Origin of the sequence: Mariluticola halotolerans (assembly GCF_021611515.1) — a bacterium.
Lineage (GTDB): Bacteria > Pseudomonadota > Alphaproteobacteria > Rhizobiales > Devosiaceae > Mariluticola > Mariluticola halotolerans.
Map to the genome: position 1 here is coordinate 725121 of NZ_CP090960.1, position 18408 is coordinate 743528.

Here is an 18408-nt window from a genome sequence, read left to right on the forward strand (position 1 = left end):
GCTCCAGTATGGTCCGCCTAGCCATCACCCAACTGAGAGAAATTGCAAGCCCTGCCCTAGGATGCTCCTAAGCTTTTTATATTCCCGCCGCGCGTCAGCACGAGGGTGACCAATGCCAGTACCACCAGCAACACCCCTCCGCACATGAAGGCCATGCCCGTGCCCCAGAGCCGGGCAATCAGGCTGCCGATGAACGGTGCCGACAGCATGATGCTCATAATCACCGCTTCCCCTGCGGCATGCACCCGGCCGATCCGGTCCGGCGGCGTTTCGCGCTGGATGATGCCGCGATAGGGCACCAGCATGAAGGCTGTGGCCCCGCCCATCAGGGCCATGGCCAGATAAAAGACCAGCGCGGCAACGGGCACACCGGCAATCGCCGCAGACGCAATGGCCATTGCGGTAATGCCGGAGAATGCCGCTGCGCTCATCATGGCGATCAGGGATTTTCCGGCGGGGAGCCGTCCGGCCAGCAATGCCGCCACCAGACCACCCGCCCCCGAGGTCGCAATACCGAAGCCGAAAGCCGTTGCATCGAGGCCGAAACCGGCGGTGAGAAGCGCAATCAGCGCGTCATAGAGAAAGAAGGCGAAATAGGCGACAGCCGAGAAAATCAGGGCCGTCAGCATCAGGCCATTACGGCGGAACTCGGCGATCCCTGCGGTCAGTTCGCTCCAGAATGGCGGCGTTGTGGCAGAGTCGACTTTTGGGCGGGCTGGCAATTGCAGATTGACCAGCAGCAAGGCAGCGATCAGCGACAGCACGCTATTGAGGCCGAACACCATTTGCGGCGACAGGAAAGCCAGCAAAAGGCCGCCAAGGGCCGGTCCGGCAATTTTTGAGGTCTGGTTGATGGCGTGATGCAGTCCGTTGGCGCTGCCGAGCAGGTTTTTGGGCGTACTGGCCTGAATGGCCGCCTGCCGCGCCGGGGTGAAGGCTGAATCAATGCTGGCCCGCAAAAACACCAGCACCAGAACCAGTGCCGTGTGCGGGGCAAAAACCAGTAACAGCGTGGTGAGGGCCCGGCCAAGATTGCTGAGAACCAGCGTTACGCGCAGCGGCACCCGGTCCACCAGCACGGCCAGCAAGGGGCCGATCAGCACATAGGGCAAGGTCAGCGCCAGGGCGAAGAGGGCCAGCACAAAAGGCCCCTCGCCCCAGCCAAATACCAACAAGGCAATGATGGCGGCATAATCGAGCCAGTCGGCCAGATCCGCCGGGGCCGAAGCCAGCGCCAGCCGGCGCGGCACCGCAAGTGCCAGAAGCCCGCGATAGCCCACGGGTTCCGGCACTTGGCGTTAGTTCTCTTCGGGTGCGGGACCGTCGCCTTCAGGCGTATCCGGTCCTTCAGGCGCATCGGGAGCATCCGGTGCCGCAGTGCCCTCGTCGGGACCAGCCCCGTCCTCGGCACCGATTTCGTCTTCATCGGGCTCCGGCTCGGAAATCCGTTCGACCGACACCACTTTTTCGTCTTCGGCGGTATCGAGCACGATCACGCCCTGAGTGGCGCGACCCGCAATGCGGATGCCATCGACCGGTACGCGGATCAGCTTGCCGCCATCGGTGACCAGCATGATCTGGTCGTCATTCTCGATCGGGAACGAGGCAACGATCGGACCGTTTTTCTTGGTGATCGACATGCCGGTAATGCCCTTGCCGCCACGACCGGTCACCCGGTATTCGTAACTTGAAGAGCGCTTGCCGTAGCCGTTCTCGGAAATGGCGAGCACGAATTGTTCGGCGGCACCCATTTCGGCATAACGTTCGGTGGGCAATTCGCCGGCTTCCGCCTCGACTTCCATCTCGGCATCGTCCGCCTCGCCGCGCATGGCCCGGCTGCGCTTGATATAGGCGCTGCGTTCTTCCGGCGTCGCATCGAAATGCCTGAGGATGGCCATGGAGATGATCTTGTCATCCTCGGCCAGATTGATGCCGCGCACGCCGACCGAATTACGGCCCGCAAATACGCGCACATCGGTGACGTTAAAGCGAATGGCCTGCCCCAGCGTGGTGGTCAGCAGCACATCGTCATTGGCAGAACAGGTTTCCACCCCGACAATGCCGTCGCCGTCTTCCAGCTTCATGGCAATCTTGCCATTGGCGCGCACTTCAACGAAATCAGCCAGCGAGTTGCGGCGCACGGTGCCCCGTGTCGTCGCGAACATGATGTCGAGATCGCCCCATGTATCCTCGTCCTCGGGCAATGGCATGATCGAGGTGATGCGTTCGCCATCTTCGAGCGGCAGCAGGTTGATCAGGGCCTTGCCGCGCGCCTGGGGGGCAGCCAGCGGCAGACGCCAGACCTTCATCTTGTAGGCAATACCACGTGAGGAGAAGAACAGCACGGGTGTATGGGTATTGGCGACAAACAGGCGGGCCACGAAATCCTCGTCCCGTGTCGCCATGCCCGAGCGGCCCTTGCCGCCCCGGCGCTGCGCCCGGTAGGTGGAGAGCGGCACGCGCTTGATATAGCCGCCATGGGAAACGGTGACGACCATCTCCTCGCGGGCGATGAAATCTTCATCGTCCATATCGGCAGCATAATCGGAAATCTCGGTCTTGCGCGGCGTGGCGAACTGGTCGCGCACTTCAATCAGCTCTTCGCGGATAATGGCGAGAACCCGGTCGCGTGAGCGCAGGATATCGAGATAATCGGTAATCTGCAGCCCGAGACCGTTGAGCTCATCGCCGATTTCGTCGCGGCCAAGAGCCGTCAGGCGAGCAAGCCGCAGATCGAGAATGGCGCGCACCTGCTCGTCGGAGAGCTTGAACGTGCCGTCATCATTGACGGTATGGCGCGGATCATCGATCAGCTTGATCAGTGGTTCCACATCGCGGGCCGGCCAGTTGCGTTCAAGCAGGCGTTCACGCGCGGTCGCCGGATTGGGCGATGTGCGGATGATGGAAATCACTTCATCGACATTGGCCACAGCCACAGCGAGGCCAACCAGCACATGGGCGCGGTCCCGCGCCTTGTTGAGCAGGAAGCGGGCCCGGCGTGTCACCACTTCCTCGCGGAAGTCGATAAAGGCGGTGAGCATTTCGCGGGCGCCCATCAATTCGGGCTTGCCGCCAGTCAGGGCAACAAAGTTACAGCCGAACGAGGTCTGCAGCGGGGTGAAGCGATAAAGCTGATTGAGAATGACATCGGCCACCGCATCGCGCTTGATCTCAATGACCACGCGCATGCCGTGACGATCGCTCTCGTCGCGAATATCGGAAATGCCTTCAATCCGCTTCTCGCGCACCAGATCGGCGATCTTTTCGATCATCGAGGCCTTGTTCACCTGATAGGGAATCTCGGTGATGATGATCGCTTCGCGTTCCTTGCGGACTTCTTCAATCGCCACGCGGCCGCGCATGATGACCGAGCCACGGCCCGTCTCATAGGCTGAGCGAATGCCCGCGCGCCCAAGGATGATGCCCCCGGTAGGGAAATCCGGCCCCGGCATGATCTCGCAGAGCTCATCAACGGTAATATTGGCATTGTCCATCAGCGCCAGCGTGGCGTTGATTACCTCGCCCAGATTATGGGTCGGGATATTGGTCGCCATGCCGACGGCAATACCGCCCGCACCATTGACCAGAATATTGGGGAAACGCGCCGGCAGCACGACGGGTTCGGTTTCCGAACTGTCGTAGTTTTCGCGGAAATCGACGGTGTCCTTGTCGAGATCGCTCAAGAGCGATCCGGTGACCTTTTGCATGCGCACTTCGGTATAACGCATGGCGGCGGGCATATCGCCGTCGACCGAGCCGAAATTGCCCTGCCCTTCAATCAGCTGCACGCGCAGCGAGAAATCCTGCGCCATGCGCACCAGCGACATATAAACCGCGGCATCGCCATGGGGGTGGTATTTACCGATAACGTCGCCAACCACACGGGCCGATTTACGGTAGGGCTTGTTCCACTCATAGCCCTGCTCATGCATCGAATAGAGAATGCGCCGGTGCACGGGCTTCAGGCCGTCGCGCACGTCCGGAAGGGCGCGGCTGACGATAACGCTCATCGCATAATCCAGATAGGATTTGCGCATTTCATCGGTAATGGAGACCGGGGCGATATCAGATGGCGGAAGCATGCCACCTACCTCATCAGGCGTGTCTGTCACAGGGTTATTTCTTCTTTGTTTCTGCTCGCGCTTTTATAGGCGATTCCGATTGAGAGCACCAATGTCACGTTACTGTGCCAGCCGGTGATTCTCACTCGTCCACAGTTCGTTATCACTATAACGTAAAATATCCATGCCCGTCAGCTATCCGGGCGGGTGAAATAGCGCCAAACAGCCGTATTTGGCTGCAAAAGCTTCACCTTGTCCCCGAATCCGGGCAAAAGTTATGCTCAAAAGGGGTAAACCCCTGCTTGTTCTGCCAGTTTGGGTGTTGTGGGGGAGTCGATACGTGTCAATTGGGTTTGGTTTTGAACGTCTCGGCCTTCTTACGCTGCGTTATCCCCGTTTCATCGCCCTTGTGGTGCTGGCCATTACTGCCATATGCGCCACGCAACTGCCGCGCTTGTCTGTCGATGGCAATATTTTGCGGATCTACCAGAATTCCGGCGAAATGTTCGACCGCTACGAGCGCTTGTCGGAAACCTTCGGCACGTTCGAGAATGATGCCTATATTCTTGCCCAATCGGACAATCTCTCGGACCCCGAGGTTATCGAGACGCTGCGCGAGCTGGCCTTTGACCTTGAGTTGAGCACCTATGCGGCCGGCACGATGTCGCCATTCACATTGCGCAAGCCGGGCACGGATGGCCGCACGGTGCCGGCAGTGCCCGAATTCATGGAATCGCCTGAGGAAGTCACGACCGCGCTGCAGGAATTGCGGGCGACCGACCCGCTGATGCGCAACCTCATTCTGGCCGACCTGTCGGGCGTCGTGATGATCATGTTCCCCGACCGGGAACTGACCAAGGGAGCCGGTGAACCGGCCATGCTGGCGGAGCTGCGCGAATTGGTGGCCGATTACAGCAGCGACAAGATCAGCGTTGAACTTACGGGCCCGCCGGTCTGGAAGACGGAAATGCTGGATGCCAGCATTGCCGACCAGATTAAGTTCTCGATTGTCGGCTTTATCGTCGGCGCGATTATGTCCCTGCTCTGCCTGCGCAGTTTCTGGGGCGCGGTTCTGGCCACGCTGACGCCACTGGTCTCTGTGATCTGGGTGGCCGGGGTGGTGGTGATGCTGTTCGGCTCGTTCACCTTTTTGACCAATATCATCACAACGCTGGTGCTGGTGATCGCCTTTGCCGAGAGCATGTATTTCTGTTTCACTTGGTTGCGGCTCTGGCGTGACGGGATGGATCCGGATCTGGCTATTGGCGAGGCTGTGCGCCGGGTAACACCCGCGGCGGCGCTCACAACGATCACCACCATGGTCTCCTTTGCCAGCCTGATCATCACGCAAGGCCAGGGGATTGAGGAATTCGGCATTTCCGGCGTCATTGCCGTGGCCATCACCTTTATCACGCTGGTCACCTTCATGCCGCTGGCACTGAAAATTGCCATCCGGCTGAAATTCAAACCGCCGCAGAAAATGAGCATTGCGGTTGAAGCACCCATTCCGGTGGCGCGCTGGCTGACGCGGCGGTTCAACAAGCCGATTGCGGTGGCCGCCATCATCATTATGGCCGGATTGTTCTACCCGCATTTCGCCATGGAGCCGCGTTTCGACTTTCAGGACTTTTTGCCCAAGGATTCCGAAGCGCTGGCGACGGCAGAGGGCATTGATGATGGCGTGGGCGGCGTTGCCCCGATCTATATCCAGGTGCCGCTCAAGGACGGTGTGGAAAACGTCACCGATGGCGATTTTCTGACCATTCAGAAAGTGCACCGCATTCTTGAAAACAATATCGGTCAGGGCAAGGTGATCTCGGCTGCCAGTTTCAGCCATTATTCCGATAGCGGCTTCAGCCGCGAGCAAATTTTTAAAGCGGTCGGCCCGTTCCTCAAACAGCGTTTTGTCACCGATGACGGCTCACGGGCGCTGATTACCGGCTTCCTGCCCACGGTGCTGAAATCGGAGCGTCTGCGCGAGATCGTGCACAATACAGATGCCGAACTGGCGGCGGCGGGCATTGAAGGGGCCGAGGTGGCCGGGTTCAATGTGCTGACCTCTTTTGCCAGCACCGATATCATTGCCAGCCTGCGCAACGGACTGAGCATCGCGGTTCTGGTCAATATCGTCATTATCGGCCTGGCATTCCGTTCATGGCGGATTGCGCTTGTCTCTATCGTGCCCAATTTCCTGCCGATACTGGGCACAGAACTTTATCTCTACCTGTCCGGTGCGGGGCTGCAATTGACCACGGTCATCGCCCTGACCATTGCTTTCGGGATTGCCGTTGATGACACGATCCACTTCCTTTCCACCTATGTGCGGGGGCGTCAGGACGGGCACGGGCACAAGGAAGCCGTCGAAATGACGCTGGAGCGGATCGGACCGGCGCTGGTGGCGACCACATTGATTTTATGCGCCGGAACTTTCATTGTGGTATTTTCCGCGCTGCCGCAGGTGGCGCTGTTCGGCATATTGACTGTTTTGACATTTATTCTGGCATTGCTCGGCGACCTGCTGATCCTGCCATCCCTGCTGATCGCCGGGGGGCGATTCTTCAATTCAATAGGAAATCCCAAAAAATGACCCGCACCCTACCCCGCTCCGGTTTTGTTCTGGTTGTCGCGCTGGCATCAGCGCTGGCTCTGCCTGTACCTGCCTTTGCCGCAACAGATGAAAGCCAGTTGCTGCAATCCTATGTGGGCGGCTGGAAAGGCCGGGGGACGACGAGTTCCGGCGGCGACACAGAGACGGTTGTCTGCAAGCTCGATATCACCCCGGCGGCGCAGGCCAAGGTCAACTACAATGGCCGCTGTTCGCTGGCCGGCGGCAATCTGTCGATCGCTGGCACCATGGCCTATATCGAGGCCCGCAAACGGTTCGAGGCTGTCATGTCCTCCAACACATCCTTTTCGGGCGTTGCCATTGGCAAGCGCCGTGGGCAGGCCATTGATTTTCAGCTGAAAAGCCGGGATCCGGAATCGGGCAAGGATTACGCAGTGGATGCGGGGATCGCGCTGAAATCGGGGAATATCGAAATCGAGTTCTCGGTGACCGAAACCGCCTCTGGCCGCAAGATCGTCGCCACGGTGCCGTTCGAGAAATAGCCTTTAAGGTTTTCGGACATCGGACAAATGAAAAAAGGCGGCCCTCAGGACCGCCTTTTGTATTTCCAGATGCCATTGCCCTAGAACGGGATATCGTCGTCCGAGCCGCCTGAATCAAAGGCCGGGGCGCTGGCTGCCGGGCGCTGGCTGCCGCCACCGCCGCCACCCTGTGGGCCGGAAAATCCGCCACCGCCACCATCTCCGCCGCCTTCACCACGCCCGTCGAGCATGGTCAGGGTTGAGTTGAAGCCCTGCAAAACCACTTCGGTCGAATAACGATCCGCCCCGGACTGGTCCTGCCATTTGCGGGTCTGCAACTGGCCTTCGAGGTAAACCTTGGAGCCCTTGCGCAAATATTGCTCTGCGACTCGTGTCAGGCCTTCCCCAAAGATCACCACGCGGTGCCATTCGGTTTTTTCCCGGCGCTCACCGGTATTCTTGTCGCGCCAGTTCTCGGAAGTTGCGATGCTCAAATTGACCACCTTGCCGCCATTGGGCAGGTTACGCACTTCCGGATCGGCGCCCAGGTTCCCCACGAGTATGACCTTGTTGACGCTGCCCGCCATCTTGCTTCCTTCCGCACATATTTGAGCTTGTTGCCCATCCTTACCGCATGGGCGCTGTTTTGTAATGCCTCTACCCCAACACCAAACGCTTTGTACCCGTCATCCACAGACGGTTTGGCTGATATCAGTTTGTTCCTTTTATGTTCTCGCTTTTGCAACGAGTCAACCCGCCTCGCGTCGCACGATCTCCGCCCAAACCCTCATCCTGAGCTTGTCGAAGGACGAGGGGGTTTCTGGCACCGCGCATGCCGCCCATCCTCGGGAGAAGGATGAGCATAACAATAAGCGGCAAGGCACAATGCCCATCCCATCCCCCTCGTCATTCCCGTGAAAACGGGAATCCAGCTGCGGGCAGTCTTGCCCGCAAGAAAACCTTGTCAACGCTTGAAGCACCTCACTGGATTGCCGCCTGCGCGGGAATGACGTCGTGGTGTGGCCGATTTCAAACCCCAAACCTGCCCCGTGGTAGCATGATCGCCGCCCAAACCCTCATCCTGACATGATATGGCAGCATTCCGTGCCATATTGATGCCGACCAAAAGGGGACGACATGCGCCAGGTATTACGGCAGAAAGCCATCGACATTTGCGACGCAAAAATTGCGCAGAAGGGCGCGCAAGTTGGTCTGTCATTCTACGCGTTTTTCGCCAACAAGAACGATGATCCTGATTTGTTGATGGAAGCGGCGACGTGGTGGATCAAAACCCACAAGCTCGACCATTTTGAGAAAGCCACCAAAATCCGCGCCTTGCTGACGAACAATCCCGCCTAAACCCTCATCCTGAGCTTGTCGAAGGACGAGGGTTTTAACATCGCATGTGCCGCCCATCCTTCGACCGGCTCAGGATGCGGGGGATAGGTGGCGCGGGATGAGAATGAGGCTTGGCAGACCCTCGCTGCCATGTTTTGGCCGCTCGCGAGAGTGAATATGCGGTGATATCCGGTGGATTGGGGCTGTGCTCATGACAGTTTCTGTCACCACGTCAGTCTATAGCCAAGCAAGCAGACTTGACGATTTTGCATCTGTTCTGTTTATGTTCCCCTACACGGGCACCGACTCAATGCCTAGGTTTGCGCTTTCGCGCGTCCGGTGGTCGTTCGTGTGCTCACATTATAGCTCTGAACCGGCAAGCCGGTTCGCGAGGTTCGAGGTCAAATGTCCCAGTCCGCCCATCAAAACCGCGAAATCATTATCCGTGGTGCCAAAGAACATAACCTCAAATCCGTCGACCTGCGGCTGCCGCGCGACAAGCTGATTGTCATGACCGGGCTGTCGGGCTCAGGGAAATCCTCGCTCGCTTTCGACACGATCTATGCCGAAGGCCAGCGGCGTTATGTGGAAAGTCTTTCCGCTTATGCGCGCCAGTTTCTGGAAATGATGCAAAAGCCTGATGTCGAGCAGATCGATGGGCTGTCGCCGGCCATTTCCATCGAGCAAAAGACCACCTCGCGTAATCCGCGCTCGACCGTGGGCACTGTGACTGAAATTTACGATTATCTGCGCCTGCTTTACGCCCGTGTCGGCATTCCCTATTCGCCGGCGACAGGCCTGCCGATTGAAAGCCAGACGGTCACCCAGATGGTCGACAAGGTGATGGCGCTTGAGGAAGGCGCGCGGATTTATCTGCTGGCGCCGATTGTGCGTGGCCGCAAGGGCGAGTACCGCAAGGAACTGGCCGAGTTGATGAAGCGCGGCTTCCAGCGGGTCAAGATCGATGGCACGTTTCATGAGATCGAAGAGGCCCCGGCCCTCGACAAGAAACTTAAGCATGATCTGGAAGTGGTGGTGGACCGCCTCGTTGTCGGCCCGGACATTGCCGGGCGGCTGGCTGACAGTTTTGAAACAGCGCTCGGGCTGGCCGATGGCATTGCCCTGGTTGAGTTTGCCGACAAGACCGATGCGGATGGCAAGCCGGAGCGGATGACGTTTTCGGAAAAATTCGCCTGCCCGGTTTCCGGCTTCACCATTGCCGAGATCGAACCGCGCCTGTTCTCGTTCAACAACCCGTTTGGCGCCTGCCCGACATGTGATGGTCTGGGGTCTGAACTGAAAATTGACCCGGACATGGTGGTGCCCGATCCCAGCATGTCGCTGCGCGACGGGGCCATTCTGCCCTGGTCGAAGACGTCGTCGCCATATTATCTGCAGACGCTGGAAGCGGTGTGCCGGCATTTTGATGCCGATACCCGCACGCCGTTTGCAGAACTTTCCGCCGGGGTGCAGGAAGCCATTCTCTATGGCACCGGCAAAACCAAGATCAATTTCGTTTATGAAGACGGGTTGCGATCCTACAAGAGCAGCAAACCGTTTGAAGGGGTCATCGGCAATCTGGAACGGCGTTTCCGGGAAACCGAAAGCGCGGGCATGCGCGAGGAGATCGAGAAATACATGTCCTCGGCCCCTTGCGTTGCCTGTGGCGGCTACCGGCTGCGGCCTGAGGCTCTGGCGGTCAAGATCGCCGGGCTGCATGTGGGCAAGGTCACCGAAATGTCGATCCGCAATGCGCTTGCATGGTTCGAGACGCTTGCCGAGGACCTGAACCCGACGCAGAAGGCGATTGGCGAGCGGATTTTCAAGGAAATTCGGGAGCGCCTGACCTTTCTCAATGATGTGGGGCTGGATTATCTGACCCTCAGCCGCAATTCCGGCTCCCTGTCCGGTGGTGAAAGCCAGCGCATCCGCCTGGCCTCGCAGATCGGGTCGGGGTTGACCGGTGTGCTTTATGTGCTCGACGAACCCTCCATCGGCCTGCACCAACGCGATAATGCGCGCTTGCTCGAGACCCTGCGGCGCTTGCGGGATCTGGGCAATACCGTGATCGTGGTGGAGCATGACGAAGATGCCATTCTGACGGCGGATTATGTGGTCGATATGGGCCCCGGTGCGGGTGTGCATGGGGGCAATATTGTTGCCGAAGGCACGCCGGAAGATGTGATCAATCACCCCGACAGCCTGACCGGGAAATATCTGTCGGGCCGGTTGGGCATTCCCCTGCCCGCCGAACGGCGCGAACCCTCAAAGACGCGCAAGCTCAGCCTGAAGGGCGCTACGGGCAATAATCTCAAAAATGTCGATGTTGATGTGCCGCTTGGCATGTTTGTGGCCATTACCGGTGTTTCGGGTGGCGGCAAATCCACGCTGATGATCGATACGCTTTATCAGGCGATTGCGCGCCGGCTCAATGGTGCCCGTGTCATTCCCGCCCCGCATGAACAGCTGACCGGTCTTGAGTTCCTCGACAAGGTGATTGATATCGACCAGTCACCTATCGGGCGCACGCCGCGTTCCAACCCGGCCACCTATACCGGTGCGTTCACTCCCATTCGCGAATGGTTTTCGGGCCTGCCCGAGGCCAAGGCGCGCGGGTATACGCCGGGCCGCTTCTCGTTCAACGTCAAGGGTGGTCGCTGCGAGAAATGCCAGGGCGACGGTGTATTGAAGATCGAGATGCACTTTTTGCCCGATGTCTATGTCACCTGTGATGTGTGCAAGGGCAAACGCTATAACCGCGAAACCCTTGAGGTGCATTTCAAGGGCAAGTCGATTTCCGACGTGCTGGACATGACCGTTGATGAAGGTGTCGAATATTTCTCGGCTGTCCCCTCCATCCGCGACAAGCTGCTGACCTTGCAGCGTGTCGGTTTGGGGTATGTCAAAGTCGGGCAGCCGGCCACCACCTTGTCGGGTGGTGAAGCGCAGCGCGTCAAGCTGAGCCGCGAATTGTCGAAGCGCGCGACCGGACGTACGCTCTACATGCTCGACGAGCCGACTACGGGCCTGCATTTCCACGATATCGCGAAATTGCTCGAAGTGCTGCACGAGCTGGTTGCAACCGGCAATACGGTTGTCGTGATCGAGCATAATCTGGAAGTCATCAAGACCGCCGACTGGGTCATTGACCTTGGGCCCGAAGGTGGTGATGGCGGCGGTGAGATTGTGGGCATGGGCACGCCTGAAGATATTGCGGAAAACCCGCGCTCGCATACAGGCCGCTTCCTCAAGGAAGTGATGGAACGGCGTGGTTCCATGGGCGCGGCAGCCGAGTAAGGCGAATATACGCCCCCTTGATGACGGACTGATGATTTTCCCATGCGCTGGGTGCATGGCGGGAATGTGCGCGGGCGGCTAGCTGGCCCGCGCGATTCAGCGCATTTTCGTCATGTCGGAAATCAATAAGGACATGACCCATGTTTGTGCGAGCCGTTTGGCGTCTTGAGCGCCTGGTCAACATAAAGCAGACATTGCGGGAGTTACAGGTACCGTCCAGCCGTGAGGCAGACAGCCTTGGTCTTTGCGGACCTGATTTCTCGAAAATGACACGCGGCCTGTTTGATCAATAAACCAGTGCCACCGCCTTTAAGCGGTAAACGCCGCAATTGCTGCGGCAAATATTAATGCAACCCTAACAACTTAACCCCCAGCCTTGCACTTCTTGCATAGCCGACTTGAGAAAATAGCTACTGCTCATTATCGGCCAAGTGACCTAGATAGTGGGTGTCAAACACAAAAGGAGATTGACATGAACTTCCGTAAGACCATTCAGAAATGGGCCGCCTACCAGCAGACCGTTCGTGAATTGAATGCCCTCGACAACCGTTCGCTCAACGACCTCGGCATCAGCCGCGGCGACATTCAGCGGATCGCGCGTGATCATGCCGGCGCTCTTTAAGCCCGGCATGAACTGCCCAAAAAACTGCGACGCATACCGAACACCCGCTTTCTCCTAAGAGAAGCGGGTGTTTTCTTTTCAGTCCAAGCTTCCTATTTCGCCAGCATATCCGCAAAGGGCACGCACACCCCTTTGACAAAGGCTGGCCGCGCCAGCAGCCGCTGATGCCAGGCCTCCACATTGGGGAAAGCGGGCCGTTCGATATTAAGGTTTGTCCATCTATACAGCGACGTTCCCGCAACGATATCCGCATAGCTTAATGTATCACCGGCCAGAAACGGCTTGTCGGCGAGATTGCGGTCAATGATTTCAAATGCGGCATTTGCCTTGTCCACGATAGCCTTGAGCGCTGCGGCGTCATGTACCGTGGAAGGCGTGCGCACAAAATAGACGAAAATTGCCAGCCACGCGGGCTGAAAGGTTGAACTGGTCCAGTCCGTCCATTGGTCCACCAGCGCGCGCTGGCGCGGATCAGCCGGCCAAATCTTGTCCTCGCCATAGGTTGCAGCGAGATATCGGACAATGGCATGGCTTTCCCACATGGTCAGGTCACCATCCTGAAACGCCGGCACCAGCCGGTTGGGGTTCAGTGCTTCATATTCCGGATTATCAAGGCCGCCGAACTTGCCGCCAACGTCCACCCTTTCATAAGCCAGCCCCAGTTCCTCGAGCGCCCAGACCACCTTTTGCACATTGGCCGAATTTGCCCGTCCCCAGAGTTTTATCTTTTCCGCCACAACGCGCTCTCCCGTGTAAAACATCCGCGACACATTTGTACGTTGCGCCGCCATCAAGCACTTGGTATCAGCGCGCCATGTCACATGTCACATCAAATATCATTCATGTCATTGGTGCCGGCCTTGCCGGCTCCGAAGCTGCATGGCAGGCCGCCGAAGCTGGTGTCAAAGTCATCCTGCACGAAATGCGCCCGGTCAAAAAAAGCGAGGCGCATCTGACAGACGGGTTTGCCGAGCTGGTTTGCTCCAACAGCTTTCGTTCCGATGACAAGGAATATAACGCGGTTGGCCTGTTGCATGAGGAACTGCGCCGGTCCGGATCGCTGATCATGCGGTCGGCGGATAAGCACGCCTTGCCGGCAGGCGGTGCCCTGGCTGTCGATCGCGACGGCTTTTCCGCAACGATCACAGAGGCTGTGGCGAACCATCCCAATATCGAGATCCAGCGGGAAGAAATAACCGGTCTGCCACCCGCCGAGTGGGACAATGTGATTATTGCGACGGGCCCCCTCACCTCCGAGCCGCTGGCTAAAGCCATTCAGGGGCTGACGGGGGTTGATGCGCTGGCGTTTTTCGATGCCATTGCGCCGATCATTCATTACGACAGCATTGACCGCTCCATCGTCTGGGCGCAGTCGCGCTATGACAAGCCGGGCCCTGCGGGCACGGGTGCCGATTATCTCAACTGTCCGATGAACGAAGAAGAATATAACGCCTTTGTTGACGCGCTGCTGGCCGGCGAACAGCACGAATTCCATGAATGGGAAAACGTGCCCTATTTCGATGGCTGTTTGCCGGTTGAGGTGATGGCCGAGCGCGGCCGCGAGACGCTACGTTATGGCCCGATGAAGCCGGTGGGGCTGACCAATCCCAATAATCCAGATGTCAAACCTTATGCCATTGTGCAATTGCGTCAGGATAATGCGCTGGGCACTTTGTGGAACATGGTCGGTTTTCAGACCAAGCTGAAGTATCGCAAGCAGGCGGAAATCCTTCGGATGATTCCGGGCCTGCAGAATGCAGAATTCGCCCGTCTGGGTGGCCTGCATCACAATACCTTCCTTAACTCACCCAAGGTGCTGACCGAAGACTTGCGCCTGAAGGCTGATCCACGTCTGCGTTTTGCCGGTCAGATCACCGGTGTTGAGGGCTATGTCGAAAGCACGGCCATCGGCCTGATGGCTGGCCGTCTGGCTGCTGCCGATGCACTTGGCACGGCACATAAACATCCACCGCGCACCACAGCTCTTGGCGCGCTGCAACATCACATTACAGGTGGTCATCTTGAAGATGAAACCACCACGTTGCGCAGCTTCCAGCCGATGAATGTGAATTTTGGGCTGTTTCCGCCCGTGACCATCACCAAGCCGGAAGGTGTAAAACGCTGGCGTGGGCCCGATAAGGGCAAGGCCAAGAAGCTGGCCATCACCACCCGGGCGCTCGAAGATTTGCAGGACTGGCTTTAAGGCTTTCCCCTATCCGTTGCGCATTGTCCAGAATGCGATCCTGAGGATATTCAGCCAATCCGGATCTGCCTGAGGCGCAGCGGTCAACGACGTTTTGGCCGCCCGTTTCAGCCGCTTGCCAATGACCGGTGTCAATGCAAAGGCCGGGCGCACCTGTTTGGGCGATTGCGCAATCGCGCGGCGCGCGGCGGCAAGATGCCCCTCTGCAATATCAGCGATCTGCGTGATGGCGGCCCGGACACCGTCAGTTTCCTGCCCGGCGAAAATCTGCTGTTCGTTCACCCCGTTTGCGGCGAATATCGACCATGGCAGATAGATGCGGCCGTGTGCTGCGTTATACCCAAAGGCGCGCAAATGGCCGGCAAGAGCGTAAGCAACGCCAAGATGGCCCGCGGCATCACCGTCATCCAGCGCTGCGCCCTCCCCCAAAATGGTTGCCGCATACTGAAAGAGCACGGAATTGGTTTCGCCCGCATAGCCTTCAAAGGTTTCAATATCCGGCATGGGGTCCTGATAGAGATCGAAACGGCGTGCCGCAATCAGGCGCACCAGCGGCCCGGTCTGTAGAGCATAGTCATCGACCGCCTTCAGCAATGCAGCGGCAATCGGGTTTTGATTGACGTTGCCGTGGCCATGACCTTCCAGAGCATCCGTCCACCATTGCAAACGGATTTCACCGGGGCCCGGCTCTGTGACACGCGCGGGAATGGCGGCCACATCGGCGCTGAATGCGTAAAGCGCCTGAACCGCGTCCCGCTTGTCACCCTCGAGAACCAGGGTCGACAAATAGCGGTCGCGATCGTGCTGTTTCAGAAAATCAGCGATATAGGGATCTGCGCTCATCTGCGGCGGCGATTGGGGCGTTCGACTGCGATCAATGCCGCCGCGACGGCCCGCTTTTCACCAAACAGCACATTGTAGGTGCTGATGGCGCTGCCGGTGCCAACCGCTTCAACAATCACATTCAGTTCGCGAAATGCCGCTCTGATCTCGGGGGCAAGCGGGGCTATGTCCTCGCCCATACCGATGAACAGCACATCCAGATCGTCGGCGAGCGCCAGAACGGGCGACAGTGTTTCAAGGCTCACCTCTGCCGCATTGGTCGCGGCCCAGGCGTGCATGCCGGTTGGCAGGCAGAGAATCGAGCCGCGATGCGACATTTCAGCGAAGCGGAAACCGCCATCCCCATATGCGTCGATCGCGGCCTGGTACGGATAGTGCCCAGCGTCAGACATAATCAGACTGCGGCACCATCGGCGCGTTTCTCTTCCTTGACCACAACTTCCTCGCGGGTTTTCAATCCGAGAAACAGCAGGATCGGCGCTGCAATGAATATCGAGGAATAGGTGCCCACGATAATGCCCCAAGTCATGGAAAGCGTGAAGCCGCGGATCACCTCGCCACCGAATATCACCAGCGACAACAAGGCCAGAATGGTGGTGAAGGAGGTCAATGTGGTGCGTGACAATGTGGCGTTGATCGACAGGTTCAACAGATCCGCTATCGGCATTTTACGGAACTTGCGCAGCGTTTCGCGGACACGGTCATAAACGACGACGGTGTCATTCAGCGAGTAGCCGACGATTGTCAGAATTGCTGCAATCGAGGTTAGATTGAACTCAAGCCCTATTAGCGAATAAAGCCCTATGGTCAGCACAACATCGTGGAACGTCGCGATAATGGCGCCAACAGCAAACTGCCACTCAAACCGGAACCAGATATAAACAAGCACCGCACCCAGCGCTGCCAGAACAGCGATTGTGCCGGCAAGAGCCAGTTCTCCGGATACAGTCGGGCCCACACTTTCGGTGCGGCGAATTTCGTATTCGTCGGAGCCAAGAGCTTCGCTGACCTTGTTAACGGCATCCTGCTGTGCGGTATCGCCACCCGGCTGGGTTTCGATGCGGATCAGCACGTCTTCAGGTGTGCCGAAGCCCTGTACCTGCACATCGCCGAGACCAAGCGTATTGAGCCGGCTCCGAATATCCCCAATGTCCGCAGCTCCATTTTGTGCCTGCACTTCAATGGAGGAACCGCCTTTGAAATCGATACCGAGATTAAGGCCCTGGGTTGCAAACAGGCCAACTGAGGCCAGACCGGCGACAACCGAAAAGGTAATGGCAATTTTGCGCCATGCGATGAAGGGCACGCTGGTATTGTCGGGCACAAAACGGAACAGTTGCAGTTTCAACGTCTTGGGGCGAACCCATGAATACCAGCGGCCAATGATGAACAAGGTCACCAGATAGGCGCTGAACATGGTGGTCAGGATGCCAAGGGCCAATGTGACCGCAAAGCCCTGAATCGGGCCGGAGCCGAGGAAAAACAGAATAACAGCAGCGATAAGCGTGGTGACATTGGCATCAATAATGGTGGCCATGGCCCGCTGAAAGCCTGCTTCGATTGCCTGATAGACTGTACGCCCGCCGGTCATTTCCTCACGGATGCGCTCATAGATCAGCACGTTGGCATCAACGGCCATGCCGACAGTCAGAACGATACCGGCGATGCCTGGCAGTGTCAGCGTCGCGCCCAGCATGGACAATGCGCCCAGGATGAGTGTGACGTTGAGAATGAGCGAGATATTGGCGAATATGCCGAATGTGCCATAGGCAATGACCATGAAGATGATCACAGCGGCAGCACCGACCATGCCGGCAAGAAGGCCAGCGGAAACACTATCCGCGCCAAGGCTTGGCCCAACCGAACGCTCCTCGATAATATCGAGCGTTGCCGGCAGCGCGCCAGCGCGCAGCAATACGGCGAGATCATTTGCGCTTGCTGGTGTGAAGCTGCCCTGAATCTGCCCGGTGCCGCCGGTAATGGCAGACTGAATGACCGGTGCGGTAATCACCTGATTGTCGAGGACAATTGCGAAACGGCGTCCGACATTGTTCGAGGTGATTTCGCCAAAGGTGATGGAGCCGCGCGTATCGAAACGGAAGGTGACAATCGCTTGCGAGGTTTGCTGATCGAATCCGGGTTGCGCATCAACCAGGGATTCGCCGCCCAGCGCGACATCTTCGTAGATCAGTTCATCCGCACCGTCCTGACTTGGCAGGATCATGGTGCCGGAGGGCAGGCCTTGCGCCTGTGCCTGGGCCGCGCTCATGCCGGGATAGACCATATGGAAGGTCAGGCGCGCTGTCTGGGAAATGATATCTTTCAGGCGGTTGGAATCGTCAAAGCCGGGAACCTGCACCAGGACACGATCTTGTCCCTGCCGCTGGATCGTCGGTTCGGTCGTGCCCAATTCGTCAATACGCCGACGAATGACCTCGATGGACTGGGAGACGAGCGAGGACATGCGTGCCTCAATCCCCTCGTCGGTCAGCGCGATCGTAATCTTGCCATCGGCGGTTTCGCCAAAGGAAAGCTCCTGCGCACCGGTGCCCGCGAATACGGATCCGGTCACTGTGTTCTGAAGTGTCTCAAGCGCCGTTTTGGCGTCCTGCAAACGCGTCGGATCGGTCAACTCAATGGTCAAATTGTCGTCGGCTGTGGTGATGATATTGCCGATGCCGTTATCATTGGCGAGGATCGAACGCGCGTCGCGGCGAACTTCCTTGACCCGCTCGGTGACGATGTCTTCGCGGTTCACCTGCAACAGCAAGTGCGAACCGCCCTGCAGATCGAGCCCAAGCACGATCTGCTGTTTTGGCAACCAGTCAGGAAAATTCGCCAACACGTCCTTAGAGACAAGGTTTGGCAACGTGAAGAAAATGCCGAGCACCGCAACAATGGCGATGATCGCGGTGCGGAATGGCGAAAACTGAAGCATTTCTTGGTCCTGAGACTGA

13 protein-coding genes are annotated in these 18408 nt (G+C 58.1%); 6 read left to right on the forward strand and 7 right to left on the reverse strand.

Annotated features, from left to right (window positions below):
* Positions 1–56: 56 nt before the first annotated feature.
* Both L1P08_RS03430 and gyrA read right to left on the reverse strand, forming a co-directional pair.
* On the reverse strand, positions 57–1292 hold the full coding sequence (locus L1P08_RS03430) for an MFS transporter (RefSeq protein WP_303618607.1): 1236 nt from the start codon (positions 1290–1292) through the stop codon (positions 57–59).
* A 6-nt stretch (positions 1293–1298) separates the two neighbouring features.
* The gene (gene gyrA, locus L1P08_RS03435) at positions 1299–4082 is read right to left on the reverse strand and encodes a DNA gyrase subunit A (RefSeq protein WP_303618608.1); all 2784 of its coding nucleotides are present in this window, start codon (positions 4080–4082) and stop codon (positions 1299–1301) included.
* Positions 4083–4401: 319 nt separating this feature from the next.
* Here gyrA and L1P08_RS03440 point away from each other — a divergent pair, with 319 nt between their 5' ends.
* Positions 4402–6648: an efflux RND transporter permease subunit gene (locus L1P08_RS03440; protein ID WP_303618609.1), complete on the forward strand. Its 2247-nt coding sequence runs from the start codon at positions 4402–4404 to the stop codon at positions 6646–6648.
* Positions 6645–7169, forward strand: coding sequence for a hypothetical protein (locus tag L1P08_RS03445; RefSeq protein WP_303618610.1), 525 nt, complete (start codon positions 6645–6647; stop codon positions 7167–7169). Before L1P08_RS03440 ends, L1P08_RS03445 begins: the two co-directional genes overlap by 4 nt.
* Before the next feature lie 80 nt (positions 7170–7249).
* On the opposite strand, the gene ssb is transcribed toward L1P08_RS03445, so the two are convergent.
* Positions 7250–7735 carry a single-stranded DNA-binding protein gene (gene ssb / locus L1P08_RS03450; protein ID WP_303618611.1) on the reverse strand — a complete coding sequence of 162 codons (486 nt, stop codon included), beginning with the start codon at positions 7733–7735 and terminating at the stop codon, positions 7250–7252.
* Between the two features lie 550 nt (positions 7736–8285).
* On the opposite strand from ssb, the gene L1P08_RS03455 reads away from it, so the two are divergent.
* The 3 genes from L1P08_RS03455 to L1P08_RS03465 all read left to right on the forward strand — a co-directional run bounded on the left by L1P08_RS03455 (position 8286) and on the right by L1P08_RS03465 (position 12405).
* On the forward strand, positions 8286–8507 hold the full coding sequence (locus L1P08_RS03455; RefSeq protein ID WP_303618612.1) for a DUF6500 family protein: 222 nt from the start codon (positions 8286–8288) through the stop codon (positions 8505–8507).
* Between the two features lie 384 nt (positions 8508–8891).
* A complete protein-coding gene (uvrA, locus tag L1P08_RS03460; RefSeq protein WP_303618613.1) occupies positions 8892–11783 on the forward strand; it encodes an excinuclease ABC subunit UvrA in 2892 nt (963 codons plus the stop codon).
* A gap of 472 nt (positions 11784–12255) precedes the next feature.
* Positions 12256–12405, forward strand: coding sequence for a DUF1127 domain-containing protein (locus tag L1P08_RS03465; protein WP_303618614.1), 150 nt, complete (start codon positions 12256–12258; stop codon positions 12403–12405).
* A 92-nt stretch (positions 12406–12497) separates the two neighbouring features.
* Here the strand turns inward: L1P08_RS03465 and L1P08_RS03470 are convergent, their stop codons facing one another.
* Entirely contained in the window at positions 12498–13142 is a 645-nt protein-coding gene (locus L1P08_RS03470) for a glutathione S-transferase family protein (RefSeq protein WP_303618615.1), read from the reverse strand.
* A 77-nt stretch (positions 13143–13219) separates the two neighbouring features.
* Here L1P08_RS03470 and trmFO point away from each other — a divergent pair, with 77 nt between their 5' ends.
* Positions 13220–14608, forward strand: a complete 1389-nt coding sequence (trmFO, locus tag L1P08_RS03475; RefSeq protein ID WP_303618616.1) for a methylenetetrahydrofolate--tRNA-(uracil(54)-C(5))-methyltransferase (FADH(2)-oxidizing) TrmFO — start codon at positions 13220–13222, stop codon at positions 14606–14608.
* Positions 14609–14617: 9 nt separating this feature from the next.
* Here the strand turns inward: trmFO and L1P08_RS03480 are convergent, their stop codons facing one another.
* From L1P08_RS03480 to secD, 3 genes are read right to left on the reverse strand one after another with little or no spacing between them, the layout of a single operon-like run.
* A complete protein-coding gene (locus tag L1P08_RS03480) occupies positions 14618–15451 on the reverse strand; it encodes a phytoene/squalene synthase family protein (protein WP_303618617.1) in 834 nt (277 codons plus the stop codon).
* Entirely contained in the window at positions 15448–15843 is a 396-nt protein-coding gene (locus L1P08_RS03485; RefSeq protein ID WP_303618618.1) for an Mth938-like domain-containing protein, read from the reverse strand. The genes L1P08_RS03480 and L1P08_RS03485 overlap by 4 nt, the downstream gene beginning before the upstream one ends.
* Positions 15844–15845: 2 nt before the next feature.
* Positions 15846–18389: a protein translocase subunit SecD gene (gene secD, locus L1P08_RS03490; RefSeq protein WP_303618619.1), complete on the reverse strand. Its 2544-nt coding sequence runs from the start codon at positions 18387–18389 to the stop codon at positions 15846–15848.
* Between the last annotated feature and the right edge of the window lie 19 nt (positions 18390–18408).